The following is a 25,023-nucleotide window of genomic DNA, read 5'->3' as shown; positions in this document are numbered from 1 at the left end:
AGTTACGTTCCTACCCACGAATTTTCCGCAAGCCAGTCTAGAAAATCCTTCGAAATATCGGCGTCGACGATTACATTTTTTCGTTGGGATGCGGCAAGGTCAACAATGCATCCTCGTTCGTTATCAATACTAACCAGCCCGCGGAAGTGTTCTAACACCAACCAAAGTGCTTTACAGGCCAACGCTCTTCGGTTTGAAAGTTGAAGAAGAACGTTCTCGCCCTCTTCATTACTTCCGGTTAATGCGTCCGATGGAGGTTGTGCTCCTACCTTAGCCTCGAGCCCCGAGATGTACGCTCGAAGCCTCTCGTTATCAGCCTTGACATTTCCAAGGTCAAGCTCAAGGGTCTGGATACGCACTAGCGCCTGCGGTTCAAACACAAGACTGCGGTTTGTCACGGCGTCAGGGCCCATGAACTCCAACAGCAGCGCCTTGTACCCCGCGTTCCGTAGCAGGGTTGTATAGCTACACGGTTCATTTTCAGCTTGACTAATGTGGGCAGCGACGATTTTCGAGAGGTCCGTGATGTATTCGAACGCGACACGTCTTTTCCTCAAGGCGCGTAGATATTCGGTAATCACCTTCTTGCGTCTAGCGACAATCATCTCCTGATAGTCCTTAAACGGGTTTGCTGAGCGAGCTATTGTTTTTCTCATCCTGGCGTTTGGCTTTCCCACTCATGCAGCTTCCACGGCCAGCAGTTTGAGCTTGGGACGCGGCATAGAATCGAGGTAAGAATTTGTTTCGAGCATCTTCGTGAGGTCCTTTATGGTAAGGCCATTGGCAGAAACGATTGACCTCAGTAGTCCAAGACAGTCTGCACTTGGATTTAATGAAGGCTCTAAGCTTAATGCAGCGCGGACATTCCCAGTATTTGCAAGCAGTTGCCTCCTCAGTAACTCGAACCGGGCACGCACTTGGGGACTTTCAAGCATTGGAAACACTTCACATTCCGCCAACCTAGCTAGCAGGTATTCCGTCGAACCTGTAGGGAATCGTTGTCGACGCAAATGCTTTTCGATAATCTCAGGTGTGCGGACATGCCATGTTTTGTTACTCGTCCCAGAGGCTATCCTCTGTCGCATTACTTCTAAGACCTCGGCTGACATTTGCCACGCGGCTAAGTCTTCGGCTAAATCGTCCCTGCTTTTTTCTAACTGGTCGAGTTCATCTCCAGTTACATCAGAAGAATTTACCGAGATTGCAATCTTCGCCTCAACTTCAGACAGCCCCTCAATAATCTGTCGAATTTTTGCAGTAAGTGCAGGTAGGTGGTCGATGGACCGCACGGCAAATTTACAAGGTCCGCATCGCCGCACCCCCTTAAGCTGTGAGACAACATCTGGAGGACATTGCCCTCCATATGGGCAAATTTCTGTCTTGCTTTCTAAAATTCCAACTCCGCGAGTTTCTCGCAAAATATCAAGCCCAGTCTGCCCCTCATAAGAGCGAATGAGGCTAACGCAACCATAAGCAGCTATTGTTTCCTCGAGGTCTCTTTTCAGACTAACCGAAAAATTAGAGTTGACCTCGTCCGCTTTAATAAAACAGCTCTTTCTTCCAGGAGACGCTCGCAGCATCGCTTCATAGTCGTGTTCATAGCCTATATCCCGCAATTGCAGATTCTGTCGCTGCTGTTCCGCATGTACCTCATCGTCATCGAGCACGACATAGTGATACACGGTGGCCTCAGACTGGCCAGTCCAATATCGCCCAATAATATCGGCTGGTAGAACAGTTATTCCATGCGAAACTACACTTACTCTCGCACTGTGAGGCGTGATATTTGACTTTGGGTACACTTCGCATTTTCGCTTCTGGGAGGCGCCCAAAGTACGCAATTTCGCATCAATATTTTCGTCATCAAATTGCACACCAGGTGGCAAAAAACGAATTAGCTGCAGACCATGCTCGCCCACCTCACTTAACAGCACTTGAAGGCCGGCTAATAGACGAGTCCACGATTTTGTATAAATTGTATCACTGTGCGGCTGACCGTCCTTTGTATAAGAAAAGAGAGGAAGGAAACTTCCCCACTTACTTTCCGGATTATTGTTGTAAAATATCTTATTATTAAACCCTGGCTCGTCAAATAGTTCAGTCCAACTGCGCTGCTGTCGAAGTATTTTAATAACACGGAAATTGACAAACGGCTTCCAGCCGCTCGTTTTCTGCTTATCTGTATTTACATAGAGTTCCGCAAATTCAAGAGAATCTTCTCCCGCTTCCAGATGTGCGTCGAAACTTACCCTATCTAGCCATTGGATATGATTTTGACGCAATCCTGTATAAAGCGAAACAATGAGCTGGTGAAGCACATGGGGATGAGGTATCTTAACAAGGCGGCCGTCTTTAAGCCTCTTTCCTTCAACATAAAAAACGTTCGGCATCTGCCATAAAGGCAGAGTTTTTCCCTTATGGAAAACGATGGGAACAAATCCCAATACATCTTGTTGTTTAGTGATGTCAACAATCTTCCTTACCCTATCGAAACATCGTAAGTCACTGCCATTAATTTCACCGGATACAACCCTATCCACAATAACTTTAGAAAATTCCGCCAATGCTTCCAGATACGACAAAAATAGCTTAAATGCGCGCCGGGGAATCGGCCGCTTATTTGTTCCGATTGATTTAGGTGAAAATGGATAATCGTGACGAGTTAAAGGTTGACGGAAACCTTCTGCTCCGGGAAGAACGTCATTATATTTCTCGATAAAGCCGAAGAACAATTCAACTTGCTTCAAGTTTGCGTAATGGGTAGATTCTGCCCATCCGCGAATATTAGCGACAACCTTCAAAAATTCGATAAATCCCAACGGACGCAACTGCCCATCCAAGAGCCCTAAATCGGACACAAAGACTGAAGAGATAAGTTGCGATGGCGATGCTGGGAATTCAAAAGAAAATCCGGGGTTTATGGCAAACCAGTACGGGAGATATCCGAACAAATATATATTAATAAGGCCAAGTGCGGAAATGGTAGAAAATTTGGATTCCTTTCGAATTTTTCGAATATATGTACGCTCTATTTTTAGCCAAGTGTGCGATGCATTTTTCAAATCGAATTCGATGCCTGGCAAAAAATTCATTTCCGCTAGAGACTCTGGCACCATTGATGACAGAGGCAACGATGTGACCTGCTGAATCAGATGGCTGTGACCTTTCCCTAGTAAATCGTCAAGCCCATTCAGATTCTTCGTTGGCTTTGCACTGATTAACGTCTGACGCCAACCTTCGGCATTCACCGGTGACGCCTCACCGTATTTACGTGCGAAGAGGTCTGCGACCAACATCAAACCAATATCTTGGTAACCAGTAAATCTTGTTTCATCGTTGGCAACCTTGAGAGCCAACATATCTTCGTAGCAAACATCACTGAGCTCGAGCCATCCTGCAGCAACAACTAATCGCTGGCCCATATACACCAGTCGCTCACGTTGTTTGGCATTGTAAAGAGCAAAAACTTCTTCGCGCTGAGGAATATCGTCGCGATATTCAAGTGACCGAAATAGCCGAATAATCTCAGGCAACTCATTTACCGGGTAAAGCTCTCGCCTTGAGATAACATTGCCCTTATGGTTTTTTTCATATCCTCGGGGCCAATAAAAAGAGAATGGAAGAACAATAATTCTTCGCATATGTAGAATAGCTAAAAAGACAGAAAAACCCCGACGCAGAGGTTCCAAATAAGACTTGCGGTAGCCGCCTCCTCCACTCCCTGTAATCGATGGGTTGCAAGTAACAACTGAATAAAGCTCATACGAACATTCACCAATACGAATGTTCACGAACTCAAGGACGCTTCTTACATATTGCTCGTCAAAATTTGAATTTCGGTCATTAAGTATGAACCGTTCTACATGCGCTGGCAGCGCTGCCTCTGAGTATGTCTTAGTAGATACCAAGGATAGGTTAATGTCCTGCAGTTGATAGGATTGAAGTATACAGCTCGATGCGTCCTCGAAGGCCTTGACAACGCTCGCATGTAAGTCTGCGCCAGATTTCAAAAAAATGACTTCGGACTTCGTGGTATTTATCACTTCAGCAGTTCCTCTCGCTCTAGCTGTTTTTCGACTTCGGCTAAACGCTTGAGCAAAGCCGCACGTATAATTTGGTTAACAGACCGCACTCCGTCGCCGTGAAACAGAGCCATATTCGCGTGCTGCAACTCTGCATCTAGCAAGTCTCGGTCGTAGCGAGCATACTTTGCCGTATCTTTTATTTGTCTATGCCCCATAATCTTTTGCACTAGGCCCAGCGGCAATCCATATGTGCCATCCGGTCGCGGAAAATAATTTAGGAGATATGTCCCGTACATGTGTCGAAGGGAGTGTGGTCCTTGGATGCGCATGACATCGGCCAACTTCACCGCCCGACGGAATACGCCATTTCTTGATGATGCTGAGGCCAGAAAGTACGGGGCGCCCAGGTCAACTCCATCGTCGTACTGGAAGACGAAATTGTGTCGCCCATGAGGAATGTATTCATGGCGCAAGTATTCAGCCAACGCTTCGAAGAACCATGTTGCAAATGGGTCGATAAGGAGAGTCAGAGTTGTTGCCCGGCCCTTCCAAGCCAAACGGTCCCGCTCTTTTGGAGTGAGCGCAATATATGAAGGACTATTCGGGCGAGACTTGGGGTCCACTAGGCGAACAGTCCTGGCAGAAAAATCTATGTCCTCCCATAGTAACTGCAGCGCTTCGCTTATTCGGCACCCGGAAGCAGCACATAAAGCATAAAGGGCTCTATCGCGGTGCATTCGAAAGTTCTGGAGAGTTTCTTGAACCTTATCGAAAGGAAACGCGCGTTCGTGGTCGTAGGTGAGGTCTGGTGTCGATGTCGGCAAGATTACCTCATCGATAAACTTTGGACCGCCTGCTATCAGCCCGGCCATCATGGAGTTTGCGACAAGTGCTCGGCGTTGAAAAATTGGAATCGTTTTCTTTTCACCAAGGTCTATGAAGAGCTTTTGTGCGTCGATAAAATTGCAGAAGCCAACCTCAGTTAGCTCAAGCATTTGAGCACGAACTCTTTCGGACAATCGTAGAAAATATCGAATTGCAGAATGCTTTGTTGCGGAAGAATTTTTCGCCACCCGAGGTGATGGCAAAGTCCGGCTGATTAACTGAGCTACAGAATTACCCGAATCCAATCCAGAAACTAAGTACTCATCATAAGCTTCAATAATGTCACGAAGTGTGTCGCGACCGACTGCTCCATCTGCAGCTGCGGGCATACAGGTTGAAGCTTCAAATAGATAATTAATAAATTCCGCCAGCCATAGGCTGTAGTTTCTCCGCGTGTGATACGGAAGTCGCGAAACCGACTTCGCGAAGACTTCGAACGCTTGAACCGGATGGCCATCTGGCCCGAGTAGGCGCCAAGACTCTATTCCGTTAATTTCTCTTTCTATTAAGGAGACATTCTTGAAGACACGGTTTCGCACTTTTGCTCCTGTCGTAAGACCACGACGGGAGTCTAACCAGACTACCAATAAGAACCGCAATAACCCATTGATTTGTAAGGTTTTTTATACCGAGAAATGCGTCATTTGCCAACATCTCTGTGGCATATCAGCAACAATACGGAACTGGCAGGGTTTAGCGAGTCTGTGACAGTGTTCGTACTACAGAGGTAGAACCTTTGCGGAAACTGGGAGAGGAGAATACGGAACGTGACCCGGGCCAACTAGGGGTAGTCCAGATGCATATTTGGGAGTTGTTTCACAGGGGAAATAAGCGGGTGAAGGGAATCGAACCCTCGTATGAAGCTTGGGAAGCTGCCGTTCTACCATTGAACTACACCCGCACCGATGTCGCAAAGTCTAATGTGCATCTAGTAGAACATGCAATAAGAACCCTCGTATGAAGCTTGGGAAGCTGCCGTTCTACCATTGAACTACACCCGCGTGCCTCGCATTTTACGCGGCTTTGCGTGCGGTTGACAACTTTTCACACCGCGTCCGGTCATGCCCGCGCCATGCCGTCAGCCCGGCAGCGTCACCTGCGCCTTGCGCGCGACGATGGCCGCGCCCAGCGACTCCAGGTCCAGATCGCTGTCGCGCACGCGGGGGAAGATCTCGCCCTCCTCCTCGCGCACGTGATGGGCGACCAGTTCGGACAGCACTTTCACCGTCGCGTCGTACAGTTGCTCGCCCTCGTCCATGGCGAGGATCTGCGCGATCAGCTCCTTGGCCGAGCCGTGCTCGACCACCGCCTCGTCGACCTGGTCGGCGCAGTCGGCGATGGCGTCGCGCACGGCCGGGTAGAACAGTTCCTCCTCGGCGGTGGCGTGCTGGGTCAGCGCCAGGCAGATGCGCGTGGCCAGCTTCTTCTTGGTGGCGTGGGCCCGTTCGCCCAGCTGTTCATATTGCTCGAACAAGGCCTTGACGTTGGCATGGTCGGCCTCGAGGACGGCGAGCGCGTCGTCCGGCGCGCTGGCGCGGCCGCGCCGCGCGGTGGTGCTGGTGGAACTGTGCGTCGATGTCATGATGCTCTCCTCAACAGGTGTGCAGGCGCCGGCGCGAACGGCTGGCGATCCGGGCGGCGTCCGCGCGCCAGTGCGCGCGCGCCGACGCAAACCATGATAGCCATGGCTGGCATAACGCTTGTGGGATCACGGCGTGGCCCGTTGTAGGACGCGGACGCGAGCGGAAGCGAGCAACCCCGTGCTGCCCCGGGCGGCCCCGGGCGCCCGCCTGCGCGCTTGGCGTCAGGCCGGCACGGCCCGCTCCAGCCACTCGCCGCGCCAGTCCGGCAGCGCGGCGGCCGGCATCGGCCGGCCGATGCCATAGCCCTGGCCCAGGGCGCAACCCATGTCCAGCAGGGCCTGGTAATGGGCCGGGGTCTCGATGCCCTCGGCCACGATCTGGCGCTCGAACGCGGCCGCCAGCGCCACCACGCCCTGCACGATGGCCAGGTCGCCCTTGTCCTCGAGCATGTCGCGCACGAAGGACTGGTCGATCTTGAGTTCGTCGAACGGCAGACTGCTCAGGTAGGACAGCGAGGAATAGCCGGTGCCGAAATCGTCGAGCGCGAACGTCACGCCCAGCCGGCCGCAGGCGGCCAGGATGTCGCGCACGATGGCGATGTCGTTCAGCGCCACCGTCTCCAGCACCTCGATCTGCAGGGCGCCGAACGGCAGCTTCGGATACGGCGCCATCATCCGGCGCAGGCGGTCCACGAAGTCGGACGACTCCAGGTGGTAGCCCGAGATGTTGATGCTCACGCTCAGCTTCAGGCCCTGCTCGTGCCAGGCCTGCAACTGGGCCAGCGCCGTGGCGGCCACCCATTCGCCGATCTGGATGTCGAGCTCGGTGTTGGCCACCTGGCCCAGGAAGGCGCCCGGCGCCAGCAGGCCGCGTTGCGGGTGGTGCCAGCGGATCAGCGCCTCGACCCCCACCACGGCCCGCGTGCGCAGGTTGACCTTGGGCTGGTAGTACAGCTCGAACTGGCCCTGCTCCAGCGCGTGCCGTATGCTGGTGAGGAATTCGAGCTGGTCGCGGGCCTGGCGGTCCAGCGCCGGATCGTACAGGTGGTAGCGGTTCTTGCCGCCCTGCTTGGCCAGGTACATGGCCTGGTCGGCGTGGCGCAGCAGCGTGTCCGGGTCCTCCTGGTCGAGCGGATAGACGGCCACGCCGGCGCTGGCGCTCAGCGTCACGGCCTTGTCGCCGACCACGAACGGCTGGGCGATCGCCGCCAGCAGCCGCTGCAGCGTGGCGCCCCACTCGTCGGCCTTGTGCAATCCCAGCAGCAGCACCACGAACTCGTCGCCGCCCAGGCGCGCCACCGTGTCGTCGGCCCGGACCGCCGCGCCGATGCGGCGCGCCGCCTCGATCAGCACCTGGTCGCCCATGTCGTGGCCGAGGCTGTCGTTGATGTGCTTGAAGCCGTCGAGGTCCAGATAGCACACGGCCATCATGTTCTGCTCGCGCGCCGTGCGGGCGATGGCCTGCTTCATGCGGTCGGCCAGCAGCACGCGGTTGGGCACGCCGGTCAGGCCGTCGTAGTGGGCCGCGCGGTTCAGCTCATCCTCGTGCGCCTTGATCTGGCTGATGTCGGAGAACACGGCCACGTAGCGCTGCACCTGGCCGCGCTCGTCGCGCACGGCCGAAATCGACACCAGCTCCGGATACACCTCGCCCGACTTGCGCCGGTCCCACAGTTCGCCGCGCCAGTAGCCGTCGTGCAGCACCTGGTGCCACATCTGCTGGTAGAACGCGCCGTCGTGGCGGCCCGACGACAGCAGGCGCGGATTGCGGCCCACCACCTCGTCGCGGCCATAGCCGGTGATGCGGGTGAAGGCCGCGTTCACGTCGACGATGTTGTTGGCGTCGTCCGTGATCAGGATGCCCTCCTGGCTGTTCTCGAACACGCTGGCCGTGATGCGCAGCTGCGCCTCGGCGCGCTTGCGCTCGGTGATGTCGCGCGCCGAGTTGAACAGCACCGGCTGGCCGGCCAGCTCCAGCGGGCAGTTGCTGATCTCGACGTCGACCAGGCTGCCATCCTTGCGCCGGTGGCGCGTCTCGAACTGGCTGCGCACGCCGGCGTCGAGCTGTTGCGCCAGCAGGGCCGCCAGCTCGGCCTGGTTGAAATGGGCGTCCCAGCGCGCCACGTTCATGCCGATGAGCTCCGCGCGTTCGTAGCCGAGCATGGCGCAGAACGCCACGCTGGCCTCGATCACGTCGCCGTGCGCGTCGAGGATGTGGATGCCGTCGCTGGCGTTGCGCAGCAGGGCCAGGTTCTTCTCGCTCTCGCTGCGCAGCGCCTGCTCGATCTGCTTCTGGGCCGTGATGTCGACGTGCGAACCGAGCAAATGCACATTGCCGCCGCCGTCGTCATGGCGCTCGCCGCGCGCCAGGATCCAGCGGTAGCCGCCATCGGCGTGGCGCAGCCGGAACGCGTTCTCGTATTGCAGCCGGCCCGAGGCCAGGTAGTCGCGCACGGTCTGCCAGGCCGCCTCGCGGTCCTGCGGATGCAGCAGCGATTCCCAGGTGGCCAGCTCGTTGCTCAGCGCGTCCGGACCGTAGCCGAGCTGGGCCTTCCATTCGGGCGACAGGTAGATGTCGTTGCTGCTCAGGTCCCAGTCCCACAGGCCGGTGTTGGACGCCTGCAGCGAGAACGTCAGCCGTTCCTGCAGCTGGGCCAGCGCGTTGTACGGCATGTCGATCGCCTCCACCACCACGGCCCGGTAGATGAACAGGTAGGAGATGGTCTTGTACAGGTGGCCCAGCACGTTGTAGCTGCCGGTCATGGTGGTGTACAGCGTGAAGAAGAATTCGCCCATGGCCATGGTCATCACGGCGCCGAACAGCAGCACGGTCTTGAACGGCTGCGGGCGCCGCAGGCGCGCCAGCAGCAGGGCGGCCGTGACCAGGTTGATGGCGATGACCAGGTATTCGGCGTTCTTCTTCAGGGCCGTCAAGCCCTGGCCGGGGACGAAGGTGTCGGGCAGCCAGGCCTGGTGCCACAGCACCAGCCAGGCCAGCGCCAGCACGCCGGCCACCGAGGCGCCCAGCAGCCAGTAGCGGGTGGCGTCGGCCGCCAACGGGCGCCAGCGGCGCACGGCCACGGCCAGCAGCCCGCCGGCGGCCATCAGGCGCGCGGCCAGCCAGAAGTACAGGTGCTTCTGGGCGTCGTTGGCCGACACCAGGTCCGGCATGCCCGTGTACGACAGCATGTGCAGGAAGTCGAAGGCGCCCACGGCCAGAAAGCAACAGGCCAGCCCGACCACGTTGCCGGAGCGGGCCGCGCCGCGCGCGTTCCAGCCGACCACGAACACCATCATGCTGACGACGATGGAGGCGGTCTCCATCAGCATGTGCAAGGGCAGGTAGTAGGGGAACGGTTGCGCGCCGGGCCGGCTCGGCGCCAGCCAGGCCAGCCATTGCACCAGCGCCAGCAGCAACAACAGCCGCACCATGCGGGTCATGGACCTGCCATACATGGGGTGCGGACGCAGCGCGGAATACGGTCGGTTGGATGGCATGGCGCTTCGGTAAGTGAACGGTTCCGGCCGTATCGGCCAGCCTTCAATATACCAAAGCGCACATGCGGCGCAGCAATTTATTCGCCAATAGTTGCGTTCACGGCCACTCGGCCAAGGGCCGGGCGGTGGCCGCGGCGGCGCTTACTGCTGCCGGTAGTTGGCCGAGCGCGGGCCGTACAGCATGCCGTTGGCCTGGCCCGCCGCCAGCAGGCGCTGGCTGGCCACGCCCGCCACGGGGTAGGAGGCGTCGGTCGTGTTGTTGATGATCTGCTTGACGGCCGCCGCCACCAGCGCGCCGACCAGGCCGCCGCTGTTGTTGTTGTTGCTGGCGTCGTTGTTGGCCGACGCCTCGCCGGTCCACAACGTCGCGCCCGTCTTCAGGTCGACCAGCCTGGCCTTGGCCGACACCGTCACCACGCTGTTGATCAGCGTGTAGCTGGCGCCGAAATTGGTCACCGTCAGGTACAGCGCCGCGTCGGCGCCGAAGATCCCCTGCAGCTTGTGCGGATCGACGGCCTGGATGTCCTCCGCGCTGGTCAGCCCGTTCTGCTTGAAGGTCTCCTCCACCAGCGCCACCGGCAGCACGTAGTAGCCGGCCTCGGCCAGCGGATACGTCACTTGCGACAGCACCGTGTAAGCGGCCGTGACGTCGGGCGAGGTGTTCAGCGGCGGCAGCACCACGATCGAGCGCGGCTTGGCCGCCTTGAACGCCGTGTAGTCGTACGGCGTGACCTGGTGGGTCGCGCAGCCGACGGCCAGCATGGCCGGCGCCACGCAGGCGGCCAGCTTCATTACGCGTTTCAGCATCTTATTTCTCAACTTTCTTGGCGGTTTTCAGCAGGAAGTCCATGTAGGCGGCCGATTCCGGGAACAGCGTCTTCTCCGTCTCGAACTGCGCGACCACCTCGTCCTGGCGGCCGGCCAGCGCGTACAGCAGGCCCAGGTGGGCGTGGTAGCCCGGCGGCGGCAGATTGCCCTTGGCGGTGATGGTCTGCAAATCCTTTTCCAGCACGGCGATCTGCTGGTCCGGGCTGCCGCCCTTGAAGTGCTGGTACACCTGGGGCTGGTAACCTTCCCACTGGTACATCGTCTTGGGCGCCGTCTGGCAGGCGCTGAGCATGGCCGCGCCGGCCAGCACCAGCGCGCTCGTCATCATTCGTTTCATGGGCCGCCTTATCGCTGGTTGACGGACATGGCGCCCGCTTCCACACCGGCCACCAGGTGGTCCACGGCCTCGCGCATGGCCAGGTCCAGCACCTTGCCGTTCAGCGTGGCGTCGTAGCTGGCGGTGCCGCCGAAGCCGAGCACCTCACGGTTCGACAGGCTGTATTCGCCCGCGCCCTGGGTCGAGTACACCACCTCCGAGGTGGCGATGTTGACGATGTTGAGCGTCACCTTGGCATAGGCGATCTGGGTCTTGCCGCGTCCCATGATGCCGAACAGCTGGTGGTCGCCCACCTCCTTGCGGCCAAATTCCGTCACGTCGCCCGTGACGACGAAGTCGGCGCCCTTGATGGCCTGGCCCTGCTTCTTGAAGTCCGCTTCCTGCTTCAGTTCCCGCAGATTGTCGCGGTCCAGCACGTTGAAGCGGTTGGTCTGCTGCAGGTGGGCGATCAGGATGGTCTTGGCCTGGCCGCCCAGACGGTCCACGCCATCGGAGAAGATGCCGCGCATGAAGCTGGAACGGTTGTCGAACTTGCCGACGGCGATCAGGGCGCGCGCGCCCGTGTACGGCCGGGCCGCGCTGGCCACGGTGGGCACGGCCAACGCTTGCGAACTTTCCGTCGCGCAGCCGGCCAGGGTCGACGCCGCCAAAACCGCCATGGCCAACAGCGCCGCTTTCTTCATATTCATAGGATTCCCGACAAAGTGATAGATATTTGGTAATTATATAGCAGGAAATAATTCTTTAAGTAAATATATTTCCCACAGATAATTTCCGGCGCCGGGGGTCGGGGGCGGGGGCCGGCTGGTGGCCGGTAGCCGGTGGCCGTCAGCGCAGCAGCAGCAACGCTTGCTGGGGCGTGGCGTTGGCCTGGGCCACCATGGAGACGGCGGCCTGTTGCAGGATGCGGCTGCGGGTCAGCTGCGCCGTCTCGCTGGCGTAGTCGGTGTCGAGGATGCGCGAGCGGGCGGCCGCCAGGTTGGTGCTGGCGCCCAGGGCGCCGTCGTAGGCCATCTGCACCCGGTTCTGCAGCGCGCCCAGTTCGGCGCGCACCGCGTTGGCGCTGTCGATCTTGCCGTCGATGAAGTCGAGCGCGTCGCTGGCGCCGCTGGCGCTGCCCAGGTCGATCGGCGGATCGCCGCCGCCGGACGAACGCAGCACGGTGACCGTGTTGCCGGTGGCCGTGGAATTCTGGCTGCCGGCCGCCAGGCCCACGTTGCCGGGATGGGCGCCGCCCACCAGCAGCTTGTGGGCGCCGCCGCTGGGCGTGTCGAGCACGGTGATGGTGCCGCTCTGGGTGCCGGTGGCCAGGCCCAGCACGGCCGCGTAGGGGCCGCCGGACGCGCTGATGCCGATGTCGCGCCCGTCGGCCGCCGTCAGCGTCAGCGTGCCGCCGCTGGCGCTGGCCGAGACGCCGGCGATGCCCGCGCCCGCGATGGCGGCCGCCGCGTTGGCGGCCAGCGCGGTGGCGTTGGCGCCCACGATGGCCCCCAGCGCCACGCCATTGATGGTCAGGCCGCCGGCCGGGATGTTGCCGCTGGCGCCCACGGCGCCGCTGACGGTGGTGGCGGCGCTGGCCGTCACGCCCGGCACGCCGGCGGCGTTGATGGCGGCCGCCGCCGCCCACGCGCTGGCGGCGCCCTGCCCCGTCCCGGCGCCGGCCACGGCGGCGCCCACCGCCTTGTTGTTGAGGGTGAGGTCGCCCACCTGCAGGGCCGCCGTCACCTGGCCGCTCAGGTTGACCCGCTGTTCCGGCACGTCCACCGCCACCGAGCCGCCGGGATCGCTGCGGTACACGGCAGGGATCGCCACATCGATCACGGCGCCGGCCCGGTCGCCCACCTGCAACTGGGTGCGGTAGGAGCCGTCCAGCAGGTTCAGGTGGTTGTACTGGGTGCGGCTGGCGATGTCGAGGTTGGCCTTCATCAGCGCGTCGGCCTCGTGCTGGATGGCGGCGCGGTCGTCGACGCTGTTGGTGTCGTTGCCGGCCTGCACGGCCAGTTCGCGGATGCGCTGGTAGTTGGCCATGATCTCGCCCATGGCCCCGTCGGCCACCTGCAGCAGCGCGATGCCCTCGCTGGCGTTCTGGGCCGCGCGCTGCAGCCCGCGCACGCCGGCCGTCAGGCGCGCGCCGATGGCCAGCCCGGCCGCGTCGTCGCTGGCCGAGTTGACGCGCTGGCCGCTGGAGAGCCGCTGCAAGGTCGCGCCCAGCGCCGTGTCCGCCCGCGCATAGCTGCGTTGGGCGTTCAGGGCCGACAGATTGGTGTTGATCTGCATGGATGGGCGCTGGGCCACGGCGCACGGGGGCGCCGCGAACCGTTCATGGATTCGTGGTTGTCGCGCTATTAACGGCAGGAAACACGAAACGCTTTAGCGCGATCGGGCGCCGGCGGCAAAAAATAACGCGGCGACTTGATTAGCCGGGTAACGATTCCAGCACCGGGCCGGAATGGTGTGACATCCGCAATGCATGACAACGCGGGATGTCACACCATTTTTCTTAGCCGGGCAGTAGTTCCAGCTGTTCGCGGGCCAGGGCCAGGCCGGCCGGGTCGAGCCGGGCGGCGGCCAGTTGCCGGTATTTGGCGGCGGCCGGCGCGCCGGCCCGTTCCGCCATGGTCAGCCACAGCCAGGCCTGGCCGGCGTCGGCGGGGGCGCCCTGGCCGGCCAGCAGCATCAGACCCAGGTTGAGCTGGGCCCGCGCGTGGCCCTGGCGCGCCGCCTGCAGATACCAGTGCTGGGCCTGGGCGTAGTCGCGCGCCAGGCCGTGGCCGGCGTCGTAGCGCAGCGCCAGCGTGAACTGGGCCAGCGTGTGGCCCTGTTCGGCCGCCTTGCGGTACCAGTCGCCGGCCTGCACGCAGTCGGGCGCGGGGCCGTCGTCGCGGTCGTGCAGCAGGCCCAGCATGTATTGGGCGGCCGCGTAATCCTGCTCGGCCGCGCGCCGGTACCACGCCAGCGCCTTGCGCAAGTCCTGCGGCACGCCCTGCCCGTTCTCGTAGCGCAGGCCGAGGTCGAACTGGGCCCGCAGATGGCCCTGGTCGGCCGCCTTGCGGTACCAGAACACGGCTTCCTGCGCATCCTGCGGCACGCCGTGGCCGCCGTCGTACAGCATGGCCAGGTGGTACTGGGCGGCGGGGAAGCCCTGCTCGGCCGCCTTGCGGTACCAGAAATGGGCTTGCTCGTAATCCTGGGCCACGCCCTGGCCGTGGTCGTAGCGCAGGCCGAGGTTGTTCTGCGCCGCCGCGTGGCCCTGCTCGGCCGCCTTGCGGTACCAGTCCATCGCCTTCTGCTCGTCGCGCGGCACGCCCTGGCCGTTGTCGTAGATCAGGCCCAGGTTGAACTGGGAGCTGGCGTGGTCCTGCTCGGCCGCGCGGCGGTACCACTGGATCGCCTTCTGGCTGTCCTGGGGCACGCCGTCGCCCTTGTCGTAGCGCAGCGCCAGGTTGAACTGGGCCGGCGCGTAGCCCTGGTCGGCCGCCTTGCGGAACCACGACATGGCCTGGCCCGCGTCCTTGGCCACGCCCTGGCCGTTGTCGTAGCGCAGGCCGAGGTTGAACTGGGCGCGCGCGTAGCCCTGCTCGGCCGCCTTGCGGTACCACTGGATGGCCTGGCGGAAGTCCTGCGGCACGCCCTTGCCGGTGTCGTACATCATGCCCAGGTTGTTCTGCGCGCCGGCGTCGCCCTGTTCGGCCGCCTTGCTGAACCAGTGCATGGCCTTGGCGCTGTCCTGTGCTATGCCCTGGCCCTTGGCGTACAGCCAGCCCAGGTTGTACTGGGCCGCCGCGTAACCCTGCTCGGCCGCCAGCTGGTACCAGCGCGCCGCCTCCAGGTAATCCTGCGCCACGCCCTGCCCCTTCTGGTACATCACACCGAGGTTGTACTGCGCGTGTTCGAGGCCGGCGTTGGCGGCCTGGCGGTACCAGGCCACGGCCTGCTCATAGCTTTGCTCGACGCCCTGGCCGTTGAAGTACATGAAGCCGAGGCTGTGCTGGGCGTTGGCCACGCCGCGCTCGGCCAGCCCGCGCACGCGCAGGTATTCGGCGGTGTAGGTGCTGCCGGCTGAAGCGTCGGCCTCGGTCGGGACGTGTTTCTGCATCGGGACTCAGGCCTGGATCGCGATCATGGGCGTCGCCGGCATCGCGGGCGCCGCGCCGGCCGGCGCGCTCAGGCGGTTCTGCTCCTGCAGCACATGGATGAAGTGCGACAGCGAGATCGGCCGGTGGTACAGATAGCCCTGCATGGTGGTGCAGCCGTTCGCCTCCAGGTAGCGCGCCTGCACCTCCGTCTCCACGCCCTCGGCCACCAGGTGCAGGCCCAGCCCGCGCGCGATCGAGATGATGGCCAGGATCACCGGATAGTGGCCCTGCTCGTCGTGGATCTCCTTGACGAAGGACTGGTCGATCTTGATGGTGTGGATGGGGAAGCGGTGCAGATACGACAGCGACGAGTAGCCGGTGCCGAAATCGTCGATCGCCACCGACACGCCGAGCTGGCACAGCTTGTTCAACTGCTCGATCGCGTACTGCGGATTGCGGATGCAGATGTTCTCCGTGATCTCGACCTCGATCTGGGCCGGCGAAATGCCGTAGCGCGTGAGCGCGCCGCGCATCTTCTCGAAGAAGTCGCCGCGGTCCAGGTATTGCGGCGACAGGTTCAGCGACAGGCGGATGGCCTCGCCGCCGGCCGCGTTCCACAGCAGCAGGTCGCGGCACAGCGCGCCCAGCATCCAGTCCGAGATCGGCAGCATCAGGCCGTTGTCCTCGGCGAACGGCAGGAACTCGCCGGCCGACAGCAGGCCGCGCTGCGGGTGGTTCCAGCGCATCAGGCCCTCGGCGCCGATGATGCGGCCGGTGGCCACGTCCACCTGCGGCTGGTAGTACATCTCCAGCTCGTTCTGCTCGAGCGCCTTGCGCAGGCTCTGTTCGAGCGCGATCTTCTGGTGCGACACGTCGAGCATCGAGTTGTGGTAGAAGCTGTGGCCGTTCTTGCCCAGCGCCTTGACCTGGTACATGGCGATGTCGGCGTGGCGCAGCAGCTCGTCGATGGTCTCGCCGTCGCTCGGGTAGATGGCGATGCCGATCGAGGCCGAGATGTGCACCTCGTGGCCGTCGAGGTCGAACGGCTTGTGCAGGCTTTCCAGGAACTTGTCGGCGATGGCCTTGGCGTCCTGGCGGTCGCGCAGCTCGGGCAGCACGATGGTGAACTCGTCGCCGCCCTGGCGCGCCAGCGTGTCGCCGCGGCGCAGGCAATCCTTGAGGCGCAGCGCCACCTGCTGCAGCAGCTCGTCGCCCTTGACGTGGCCCAGCGTGTCGTTGACCAGCTTGAAGCGGTCCAGGTCGACGAACATCACGGCCAGCTCCGACAGCTTGCGCTTGGCCTGGATCACGGCCAGGCCCAGGCGGTCCTTGAACAGCATGCGGTTGGGCAGGTCGGTCAGGATGTCGTGGTAGGCCTGGTAGGAGATCACCTCCTCGGCCCGTTTGCGGTCGGTGATGTCGCGCGCCACGCCGTAGGTGCCGAAGAACTCGCGCTGCTTGATGTCCTGGTCCGGCACGTGCATGCCGATCGCGTTGAGCGAGATCGTCATCAGGGTGTTGTTGAAGGTGCGCTCGACGCCGTTGCCGGTGTTGCACTTGAGGCGCAGCTCGACGTTGCGCGACGCGCGCTCGTCCACGCGGCGCTCGTTGAACACGTAGCGCGCGCGCTCCTGGTCCTCGTCGTGCACGAGGATGGAGTAGTGTTTGCCGATCAGTTCCTCGCGCGTGAAGCCGAGCAGCTGCTGGGCGCGGTCGTTGACGAAGGTGAACTTGCCCTCGTGGTTCAGGGTGTAGATGATGTCGGGCGAGCTGTCGACCAGGTAGCGGTACATCTTCTCCGAGTTCTCCAGCTTGGAGGCGATGCGCGCGTTGTCCTGGGCCAGCATGCGCTGCGACAGCGCGTTCTCCACCGTCTTGAGCAGTTCCTCGCGGCTGTAGGGCTTGCGCAGGTAGTCGTAGGCGCCGCGCTTCAGGGCGCCGATGGCCGCCTCGATGCCGACGTCGCCGCTCATCACGATCACATCCGCCGCGATGCCCTTGGCGTTGATGTAGTCCATGATCTCGTGGCCGCTCATGTCGGGCAGGCGCAGGTCGAGCAGCACCAGGTCGAACTTGATCTTGTTGAGCTGGGCCAGCGCCTCGCTGCCGCAGGTGGCCGTCACCAGGTGGTAGTCGCGGTCGCGCAGCAGCTCGTACAGCGACGACAGCAAGCGCGGCTCGTCGTCGACCAGCAGCAGACGCGGCCAGTTGTCGCCGGCCAGGGACACGGCCAGTTGGGCGGTGGCCGGGTTGGGGTCGATGGCAGCGGCGGCGCTGTCTGGGGGCAGGTTCATCATGGCCTTAAACGGAATCCATCGCCCGCGTGTTCACGCCGGCGACTTGGCTGGTGCTGCCGCGGGCGGGCAGCAGAATTTCAAACGCGGTGCCCGTGTTGCCCGAGCGGCAGGTGATCTGGCCCTGCATCTTCTTGACCAGGCCGTGCACGATGGACAGGCCCAGGCCATGATTGGCGCCATCCTTGCTGCTGCGGACCACCGAGAACAGGTTGGCCAGCACCTCCTGCGACAGGCCGGGGCCGCTGTCGGACACCACCAGCTCCAGGTACAGCCGGCGCTCGCGGTTCACATAGCCGCGGTTGGCGATCTCGATCTTGCCGCCGTCGGGCAGCGCCTCGACGGCGTTCTTGACCAGGTTGACGAGGATCTGCTTGAGCATGTCGGCGTCGCCGTCGATCTCGGCCGGCTGCTCCTGCATGCGCACCAGGATCTGCACCGAGGCGGGCACGAAGTCGGTGGCGCGGAACAGGCGCAGCACGTCGTCCACCACGCGCGCCACGTCCGTCACGCGCGCCGTCTCGGTCGGCTGCAGGTCGGCCAAGCCGTTGATCAACTGGCCCACGCGGTCGATCTCCTCGTTCAGGATCGACATCTCGCCGACCACGGGCTCGCGCCGGGCCAGCTTGCTGTCCAGCACGGACAGGTAGTTCTTGATGATGGACAGCGGGTTGTTCACCTCGTGCACCACGCGGCGCGACGCTTCGCGGTATTCCTCGGCCACGTGGGCGATCTGGCGCTTGGCGTGGCCACGCTCGCTGATGGCCGTCTCCAGCGCGGCGGCGGCCTGGGTGCCGAACGATTGCAAGAAGCGCTCGCGCTTCTGGAAGTGCGGCATCTGCCACGCGGCCGCGCCGCCGATCAGCACGCCCAGGCAGCGCTGGTTGGCCACCAGCGGCAGGCACACCAGGCTGTCCGTGCCCAGCATGCGGAACAGCTGTTCCTCGGCCAGGCTCAGGCCCGCGTCGCCGCGGCCCAGGTAGGCCAGCTTGCGTTCGTTGGCCGATTGCGCCACCAGGCCCGGCTTGCCGAGCGCGATCGAGAACTCGGCCAGCCGCTGCTGCTGGTCGCCGCCGGCCATGCCCACCAGCGCGTGGCCGGTGGGATTCTCCAGCAGCACCACGGTGGTGTCGAAATCGAACAGGATGCGGGCCGAGCGCGTCATCGCGTCGAGCAGGCCCGTCTCGCCGTGCTGGCGGGCGAAGGTCTGGCCCATCTCGGACACCAGCACCATGTTGCGCACCTCCTCGGACAGGCGCTGCTGCACCGGGTCCACCGGCGGCGGCGGCGCGTAGGCCGGTGGGCTGGCCACGTCGTCGGCGCCGGCCAGGTCGATGCCCAGGTGGGCGGCCGATTTTTCCACCTGCCGCTCGGCCGTCTTGGCCACCTGCTCCAGCGCGCCGCCTTCGAGGCCGCACAACTGGGCCGCGTCGTCCAGCGCCTGCCCGCCCTCGTCCGCGTGGCAGCCCAGCAGGTGGGCCAGCCGCACGATGCGGATCAGCGGATGGGCCGACTCGAGCCGGGCGATCGGTTCATGGTGGTACAGCACGCTGTCGGCCAGGAAGGAATCGAGGTGCCAGCGTTCGATCAGCCAGGCGCCGGCCTCCGAGTGGGTGATCTGCAGCGTGCGCTGCTCGACCACGCACAAGTCCTCGTCGTCGCGCGCCATGAAGTTGTAGGCGTATTCCTTGGGCGCCGTGGCCAGCAGGGCGAGCCGGCCGACGTTGTGCAGCAGGCCGGCCAGGTAGGCCTCCTCCACGTGCGGGTAGTCCATCTGGCGCGCGATGTCGCGCGCCAGCACGGCCGTCGTCAGCGAATTCTTCCAGAAGCTGCGCAGGTCGGTGCTGCCCGAATGGGGGAAGCTGTTGAAGGTCTGGAACACCGATTCGCTGATCACCAGCGTCTTGATCATGTCGGTGCCGAGCGACACCAGCGACTGCTCCAGGCCCACCGCGCGCGTGTTGCGGTGGTAGGCCGAGCTGTTGGCGACGGTCAGGATCTTGCTCGTCATGCCCGCATCCTTGGCGATCAGGGCGGCCAGTTCCGGCATGCCGGCGTCGTCGGCCTGCAAGTGCTCGATCAACTTGATGAGTATCTGCGGCATGGCCGGCAGACGCGCAATCAGCAAGCGATTGCGTATGTCCTGGTCTGATTGATGCATCGTATCAAGCATAGCCGCCAATGGATGTCGAAGGGGGGACGACGTTCTGGGGTATCACGCCGCCACGGTTATTGTTCTGCTGTTTGCGTCACCTGCGACCGCCCTCGTGGGGCGGTCATCCATATTGCAAAAAAAATTATATTAGCATAAGTGTTACTAACTATAACTTACCAGCAATAAAAATTCCTGCTCAACCGCACTGGTTTCCTGCGGTAAATATTAATCGACCCGTTTGGCGAGTAGCATGCTCTGCTAATAACGAGACGTCAACCATAATGCAAGAGTAGCCATACTAATTCCCCTCTGTTCGACGGATCGATGCGGGCTGCGACGTGATACGGATGACAGCATTTCCCTTCTGACAGCAGTGTCGCAGAGGGGCGAGGCGGGGCGGAACGGGCAGTTCGGGGGCGGTCCGGCGGCGGCGCGAAGTGTCGCGAAAAAGCCATGCGGGGTGGTATTGCGTGGTTCAAACGACCATAAAAAAGGGCCAGACCCTGGGGTCTGACCCTCGCTTTTGGCGGTGCTGCGGTTGGCGCCGGATCAGTCGAAACGGCAAACCCGGATCAGGCCACGGGGTCCGACCCTTCGGCATCGGCCGCCTTCGGCTTGGCTTCCTCGCGCCGGTTGTAGCCGGCCACCATGTCGAAGCGGAACAGCCGGCATTCCAGCGCGCCGTTGAAGAACGGCGTCTTGCGCGACTCCTTCAGGCGCAGCATGCGCGGCAGCTTGAGGTCGGCCGTGAACAGGAACACGGTCCAGCCGGCGAAGCGCTGCTTGAGCGTGGTGCCCAGCGCCGAATAGAAGCTGACGGCCAGCTCATCCTCGGGCAGCGAGCTGTCGCCGCGCACGCCGATACGCTCGCCGTACGGCGGATTGGTCAGCAGGATGCCCGGCTGCTCGGTGGGCGCCTTGACCTCCTGCGCCTCGATCTGCTTGAGCGGCACCTCGAACAGGATGCCGGCGCAGCGCAGGTTGTGGCGCGTCATGGCCACCATGTCGCCCGAGATGTCGCTGCCGAAGATGGTCGGCGTGGCCGGCAGCGGATTGGGCTTGATGGCCGCCTTCATCGCTTGCCACGGGGCCGGATCGAAATCGTTGAACCGCTCGAACGCGAAGCGGCGGCGCGCGCCGGGCGGGATGCCCTGCACCATCTGCGCCGCTTCGCACAGGATGGTGCCGGAGCCGCACATGGGGTCGAACAGCGGCACGCCCGGCTTCCAGCCCGACACGCGCAGCAGGCCGGCGGCCAGGTTCTCGCGCAGCGGCGCGTCGCCCGTCTCCTCGCGCCAGCCGCGCTTGAACAGCGCCTCGCCCGAGGTGTCGAGGTAGATGATGAACTGGCGCGCGTCGAGGAAGCCGACGATGCGCATGTCCGGCTCGCGCGTGTTGACCGAGGGACGCTTGTTGAACTGGTCGCGGAAGCGGTCGCAGATGGCGTCCTTGATCTTGAGCGTGGTGAACTCCAGGCTCTTCAGCGGCGACTTGACGGCCGTGATGTCGACCCGGATCGTGTGGTCGTAGGTGAACCAGTCCTCCCAGGGCTGGGCCAGCACCAGGTCGTAGATGTCGTTCTCGTTCTTGTAGCCGGAGACGGCCATGCGCATCAGCACGCGCGAGGCGATGCGCGAGTGCAGGTTGATGCGGTAGGAGTCGGACAGGTCGCCCGAGCAGTGCACGCCGCCGGGCACCTGGTTGTGCACCTTCATGGTGGGGCTTTGCTGGGCGATCTCGCCCAGCTCTTCGGCCAGCGCCGCTTCCATGCCGCGCGGGCATGGGCAAAAATAAGAAGTCATCAGGTGTACCTTTTATCCGTTAAAAAACAAGCATACCGTTTATACCGTATGCACTTTTACTGCAAAAACTTCAGAATGGCTTGACCACCACCAGCATCACGATGGCCAGCAGCATCAGCACCGGCACCTCGTTGAACCAGCGGTACCACACGTGGCTGCGCTTGTTGGCGCCGTTCTCGAACTTCTTCAACAGCCTGCCGCACGCGTGGTGGTAGCCCAGCACCAGCACCACCAGCGTCAGCTTGGCGTGCATCCAGGCGGGGATCATGAAGCCGTCCGGCCCGTGGTACTGCAGGTACAGCAGGATCATGCCGAACACGATGGCGGGCACCATCAGCATGGTCATGAAGCGGTACAGCTTGCGCGCCATCAACAGCATCCGCTCGGTCGCCACCGTCTCCGTTTCCTGCGCCAGATTGACGAAGATGCGCGGCAGGTAAAAGATCCCGGCGAACCAGGAAATGATGAAGAAGATGTGCAGCGCTTTAATCCAGAGCATGTGACTCCCGTCGGTTGCCTTTGTTTACCAGCTTATTTGCGTACTTCGCCGTGGCCGAACACCACGTATTTGAGCGAGGTCAGGCCCTCCAGGCCGACCGGGCCGCGCGCATGCAGCTTGTCGTTGGAGATGCCGATTTCCGCGCCCAGGCCGTACTCGAAGCCGTCCGCGAAACGGGTCGAGGCGTTCACCATCACGGAGGCCGAATCGACTTCGCGCAGGAAGCGCATGGCGTCCGTGTAGTCCTCGGTGATGATGGCCTCGGTGTGCTTGGACGAGTAGCGGTTGATGTGGTCCATCGCCTCGTCGATGCCGTCCACCACCTTGACCGACAGGATGGCGGCCAGGTACTCGGTGGCCCAGTCCTCCTCGTTGGCGGCCACCAGGTGCGGGTAGCCGGCCAGGATGGCCATGGCCTCGGGATCGCAGCGCAGCTCGACCTGCTTGGTGGCGTACAGCTTGGCCAGCTCCGGCAGCACGCGCGGCGCGATGGCGCGCGCCACCAGCAGCGTTTCCATGGTGTTGCAGGTGCCGTAGCGCTGGCACTTGGCGTTGAAGCCGATGTCGAGCGCCTTTTGCAGGTCGGCCTTGGCGTCGATGTAGACGTGGCAGATGCCGTCCAGGTGTTTGATCATGGGCACCGTGGCCTCCTCCATCAGGCGCGCGATCAGGCCCTTGCCGCCGCGCGGCACGATCACGTCCACGTACTGCGGCATGGTGATCATGGCGCCCACGGCGGCGCGGTCGGTGGTGTCGACCACCTGCACGCCGTTTTCCGGCAGGCCCGCGCCCAGCAGGCCTTCCTTGACCAGCTTGGCCAGGGCGCGGTTGCAGTTGATCGCTTCCGAGCCGCCGCGCAGGATGGTGGCGTTGCCGCTCTTGATGCACAGGCCGGCCGCGTCCACGGTCACGTTGGGGCGGGCTTCGTAGATGATGCCGATCACGCCCAGCGGCACGCGCATCTGGCCCACCTGGATGCCGGACGGGCGGAATTTCATGCCGGAGATTTCGCCGATCGGATCGGGCAGCGCGACGATCTGGCGCAGGCCTTCGATCATGGTGGCGATGGCCGCCTCGGACAGCGTCAGGCGGTCCACCATGGCCGGCGCCAGGCCGGCCGCGCGGGCCGCATCCAGGTCCAGCTGGTTGGCGGCGCGCAGGGCCGGCGCTTCGCGCTCGATGGCCTCGGCGATCAGGAGCAGCGCGCGGTTGCGGGTGGCGCTGTCGGCTTTGGCCATGGCGCGCGACGCGGCACGCGCCTGCTGGCCCACTTGTTCCATGTACTGCTTGATATCCATCATCGCTCCAATTAAGCCTTCAGAATCTGCATTTCGTCATTCCCGCGCAGGCGGGAACCCATGGAACGCAAGCGATTAGACAGCTCAAACGTTCTATGGGTACCCGCTTTCGCGGGTACGACGGCGTTAACTAAACGTTCCTCGCCGCTTCAGCCGCGCGCGACTTTCAGCGCCAGCTGCAACATGGCGTCCCATGCGTCGCCGGAGAACGCCTTGGCCCGCAGGCCCTTGATCATCTTGTCCACCTGCGCCGCATCCTTCATGGCCGCCTCCAGCGTCGGCAGCGAAATGCGCCGCAGGGCCGGGTCCATCATGCGCTCGCGCGGACCCCAGATGCGGTATTCCTTGAGCAGTGCGCCCAGCGGACGGCCCTGGGCCATCCCCGCTTTCAATTTTAACAGCGTCCGGATTTCCTCGGACACGGCCCACAACACCAGCGGCAGCGCCTCGCCCTCGCCCTTCAAGCCCTCCAGCATGCGCACCAGCCGGGCCGGGTCGCCGGCCAGCATGGCTTCGCTCAGCTTGAACACGTCGTAGCGGGCCACATTGAGCACGGCGTCGTGCACCTGCTCATACGTCAACCGGCCCGGCTCGTGCAGCAGGCCCAGTTTCTGGATCTCCTGGTGCGCCGCCAGCAAATTGCCCTCCACCCGGTCGGCGATGAACTCGATGCTCTGGCGGTCGGCGCTCTGGCCTTGCGCGGCCAGCCGCTGGCCGATCCAGTTGGGCAGCTGGTTGCGCTCGATCTGCGGAATGTCGATGTAGACGGCGGCCTGCTGCAGGCTGGCCACCCAGGCCGCCTTCTGCGTCTGCCAGTCCAGCTTGGGCAGCGTGATCAGCGTCAGGTTGTCCGGACTCAGGTCCTTCACATAGCTTTGCAGCGCCGCGCCGCCATCCTTGCCCGGCTTGCCGCTCGGGATGCGCAACTCGATCAGCTTCTTGTCGCCGAACAGCGACAAGGCCTGATTGGCCGCCAGCAGTTCGCCCCACTTGAAGGTGCGCTCCACCGTCAGCACGTCGCGCTCGGAATAGCCTTGCGCGCGCGCGACGCGGCGGATCTTGTCGGCCGCCTCCAGCGCCAGCAGGTGTTCGTCGCTGGTGACGACGTACAGCGGCGCCAGTTGCCTGGCCAGGTGGCCTTCCAGCGCGTCCAATCGCAATTGCATGACCGTCCCCGCTTACTGCCGGCTGACCGGCGGCACCGACATCTGCACCGGCTTGACGGCGGCGATGCGGCGCATCATCTGCTGCACCAGATCGGTCTGCATGTCCTTGTACAGCAAGGCTTCCTCGCGCTCCTTGGCCAGCAACTGGGTTTCGTTGAAGGTGATGGGGCGGTTCAGCGAAATGGTGGTCGACGGCAGCAGCTCGTTGCCCTGGCGGTCCAGCACGCGGAACACGATGGTGTAGGCGAGCAGGTATTCACGCACCCGGCCATTGCTGTTCAGCGACAGGATCGATTTGCTGCGCGTCTTCTCCGGATCGCTGAGCACCTCGATCACGCCGTCGGCATCCTTGGCGTTGGCCGCCACGATGGTACCGCCGTTGGCGCGGATGTTGCGCTTCAGGTCGATCGCCAGCGGCGACGACTCGGGCAGCCCCACGTACAGCGACGGGAACGGCAGCGTGTAATGGCCACCCTCCCCGCGCAGGTGGAAGCCGCAGGCCGTCAACGACAGCGACAGGGACAGCGCCAGCAGCGCGCCCCGGCGCCGCCACGACACGGGTTTGGTGGCCGCCATCG

The 25,023-nt window shown here is 62.6% G+C and carries 17 protein-coding genes and 1 tRNA gene; all 18 read right to left on the bottom strand.

Annotated elements, in window-relative coordinates:
* Positions 1-2 precede the first annotated feature (2 nt).
* Positions 3-677, bottom strand: coding sequence for a hypothetical protein (locus tag AC1RQG_RS13815; protein ID WP_493132230.1), 675 nt, complete (start codon positions 675-677; stop codon positions 3-5).
* A complete protein-coding gene (locus AC1RQG_RS13810) occupies positions 678-3,791 on the bottom strand; it encodes a hypothetical protein (protein WP_493132228.1) in 3,114 nt (1,037 codons plus the stop codon).
* Positions 3,792-4,039: 248 nt separating this feature from the next.
* Positions 4,040-5,449 carry a tyrosine-type recombinase/integrase gene (locus AC1RQG_RS13805; protein ID WP_493132226.1) on the bottom strand — a complete coding sequence of 470 codons (1,410 nt, stop codon included), beginning with the start codon at positions 5,447-5,449 and terminating at the stop codon, positions 4,040-4,042.
* Positions 5,450-5,740: 291 nt separating this feature from the next.
* Positions 5,741-5,811 (bottom strand) — tRNA-Gly (locus AC1RQG_RS13800).
* A 177-nt stretch (positions 5,812-5,988) separates the two neighbouring features.
* On the bottom strand, positions 5,989-6,492 hold the full coding sequence (locus AC1RQG_RS13795; protein WP_493132224.1) for a hemerythrin domain-containing protein: 504 nt from the start codon (positions 6,490-6,492) through the stop codon (positions 5,989-5,991).
* A gap of 222 nt (positions 6,493-6,714) precedes the next feature.
* Positions 6,715-9,990 (bottom strand): bifunctional diguanylate cyclase/phosphodiesterase, encoded by a 3,276-nt coding sequence (locus AC1RQG_RS13790; RefSeq protein WP_493132222.1) that lies wholly within the window; start codon positions 9,988-9,990, stop codon positions 6,715-6,717.
* 141 nt (positions 9,991-10,131) lie between these two features.
* On the bottom strand, positions 10,132-10,797 hold the full coding sequence (locus AC1RQG_RS13785) for a DUF799 domain-containing protein (RefSeq protein WP_493132220.1): 666 nt from the start codon (positions 10,795-10,797) through the stop codon (positions 10,132-10,134).
* Position 10,798: 1 nt separating this feature from the next.
* Positions 10,799-11,155 carry a DUF4810 domain-containing protein gene (locus AC1RQG_RS13780; RefSeq protein WP_493132218.1) on the bottom strand — a complete coding sequence of 119 codons (357 nt, stop codon included), beginning with the start codon at positions 11,153-11,155 and terminating at the stop codon, positions 10,799-10,801.
* Positions 11,156-11,163: 8 nt separating this feature from the next.
* A complete protein-coding gene (locus AC1RQG_RS13775; protein ID WP_493132216.1) occupies positions 11,164-11,844 on the bottom strand; it encodes a CsgG/HfaB family protein in 681 nt (226 codons plus the stop codon).
* A 139-nt stretch (positions 11,845-11,983) separates the two neighbouring features.
* A complete protein-coding gene (locus tag AC1RQG_RS13770) occupies positions 11,984-13,432 on the bottom strand; it encodes a flagellin N-terminal helical domain-containing protein (protein WP_493132214.1) in 1,449 nt (482 codons plus the stop codon).
* 223 nt (positions 13,433-13,655) lie between these two features.
* Positions 13,656-15,251 carry an SEL1-like repeat protein gene (locus AC1RQG_RS13765; protein WP_493132212.1) on the bottom strand — a complete coding sequence of 532 codons (1,596 nt, stop codon included), beginning with the start codon at positions 15,249-15,251 and terminating at the stop codon, positions 13,656-13,658.
* A 6-nt stretch (positions 15,252-15,257) separates the two neighbouring features.
* Positions 15,258-17,528, bottom strand: coding sequence for an EAL domain-containing protein (locus AC1RQG_RS13760; RefSeq protein ID WP_493132210.1), 2,271 nt, complete (start codon positions 17,526-17,528; stop codon positions 15,258-15,260).
* 4 nt (positions 17,529-17,532) lie between these two features.
* Complete coding sequence (locus tag AC1RQG_RS13755; protein WP_493132208.1) at positions 17,533-19,686, bottom strand: HDOD domain-containing protein; 2,154 nt, start codon at positions 19,684-19,686, stop codon at positions 17,533-17,535.
* A 566-nt stretch (positions 19,687-20,252) separates the two neighbouring features.
* Entirely contained in the window at positions 20,253-21,482 is a 1,230-nt protein-coding gene (locus AC1RQG_RS13750) for a THUMP domain-containing class I SAM-dependent RNA methyltransferase (protein ID WP_493132206.1), read from the bottom strand.
* 70 nt (positions 21,483-21,552) lie between these two features.
* Positions 21,553-21,981 (bottom strand): CopD family protein, encoded by a 429-nt coding sequence (locus AC1RQG_RS13745; RefSeq protein ID WP_493132204.1) that lies wholly within the window; start codon positions 21,979-21,981, stop codon positions 21,553-21,555.
* Between the two features lie 32 nt (positions 21,982-22,013).
* The gene (locus AC1RQG_RS13740; RefSeq protein ID WP_493132202.1) at positions 22,014-23,279 is read right to left on the bottom strand and encodes a glutamate-5-semialdehyde dehydrogenase; all 1,266 of its coding nucleotides are present in this window, start codon (positions 23,277-23,279) and stop codon (positions 22,014-22,016) included.
* 149 nt (positions 23,280-23,428) lie between these two features.
* Positions 23,429-24,445, bottom strand: coding sequence for a DNA polymerase III subunit delta (gene holA / locus AC1RQG_RS13735; RefSeq protein WP_493132200.1), 1,017 nt, complete (start codon positions 24,443-24,445; stop codon positions 23,429-23,431).
* A 12-nt stretch (positions 24,446-24,457) separates the two neighbouring features.
* Positions 24,458-25,021, bottom strand: a complete 564-nt coding sequence (locus AC1RQG_RS13730) for an LPS-assembly lipoprotein LptE (protein ID WP_493132198.1) — start codon at positions 25,019-25,021, stop codon at positions 24,458-24,460.
* Positions 25,022-25,023: the final 2 nt, after the last annotated feature.

The sequence above is a fragment of the Rugamonas sp. GW822-FHT03B10 genome (assembly GCF_058801745.1).
This window is presented reverse-complemented; position numbering and strand designations above follow the sequence as displayed.

Bases quoted from the DNA above. Each gene is read 5' to 3' on its own strand.
- AC1RQG_RS13795 (WP_493132224.1), bottom strand. From the start codon at position 6,492: ATGACATCGACGCACAGTTCCACCAGCACCACCGCGCGGCGCGGCCGC.
- AC1RQG_RS13790 (WP_493132222.1), bottom strand. From the start codon at position 9,990: ATGCCATCCAACCGACCGTATTCCGCGCTGCGTCCGCACCCCATGTAT.
- AC1RQG_RS13785 (WP_493132220.1), bottom strand. From the start codon at position 10,797: ATGCTGAAACGCGTAATGAAGCTGGCCGCCTGCGTGGCGCCGGCCATG.
- AC1RQG_RS13780 (WP_493132218.1), bottom strand. From the start codon at position 11,155: ATGAAACGAATGATGACGAGCGCGCTGGTGCTGGCCGGCGCGGCCATG.
- AC1RQG_RS13775 (WP_493132216.1), bottom strand. From the start codon at position 11,844: ATGAATATGAAGAAAGCGGCGCTGTTGGCCATGGCGGTTTTGGCGGCG.
- AC1RQG_RS13770 (WP_493132214.1), bottom strand. From the start codon at position 13,432: ATGCAGATCAACACCAATCTGTCGGCCCTGAACGCCCAACGCAGCTAT.
- AC1RQG_RS13765 (WP_493132212.1), bottom strand. From the start codon at position 15,251: ATGCAGAAACACGTCCCGACCGAGGCCGACGCTTCAGCCGGCAGCACC.
- AC1RQG_RS13760 (WP_493132210.1), bottom strand. From the start codon at position 17,528: ATGATGAACCTGCCCCCAGACAGCGCCGCCGCTGCCATCGACCCCAAC.
- AC1RQG_RS13755 (WP_493132208.1), bottom strand. From the start codon at position 19,686: ATGCATCAATCAGACCAGGACATACGCAATCGCTTGCTGATTGCGCGT.
- AC1RQG_RS13750 (WP_493132206.1), bottom strand. From the start codon at position 21,482: ATGACTTCTTATTTTTGCCCATGCCCGCGCGGCATGGAAGCGGCGCTG.
- AC1RQG_RS13745 (WP_493132204.1), bottom strand. From the start codon at position 21,981: ATGCTCTGGATTAAAGCGCTGCACATCTTCTTCATCATTTCCTGGTTC.
- AC1RQG_RS13740 (WP_493132202.1), bottom strand. From the start codon at position 23,279: ATGGATATCAAGCAGTACATGGAACAAGTGGGCCAGCAGGCGCGTGCC.
- holA (WP_493132200.1), bottom strand. From the start codon at position 24,445: ATGCAATTGCGATTGGACGCGCTGGAAGGCCACCTGGCCAGGCAACTG.
- AC1RQG_RS13730 (WP_493132198.1), bottom strand. From the start codon at position 25,021: ATGGCGGCCACCAAACCCGTGTCGTGGCGGCGCCGGGGCGCGCTGCTG.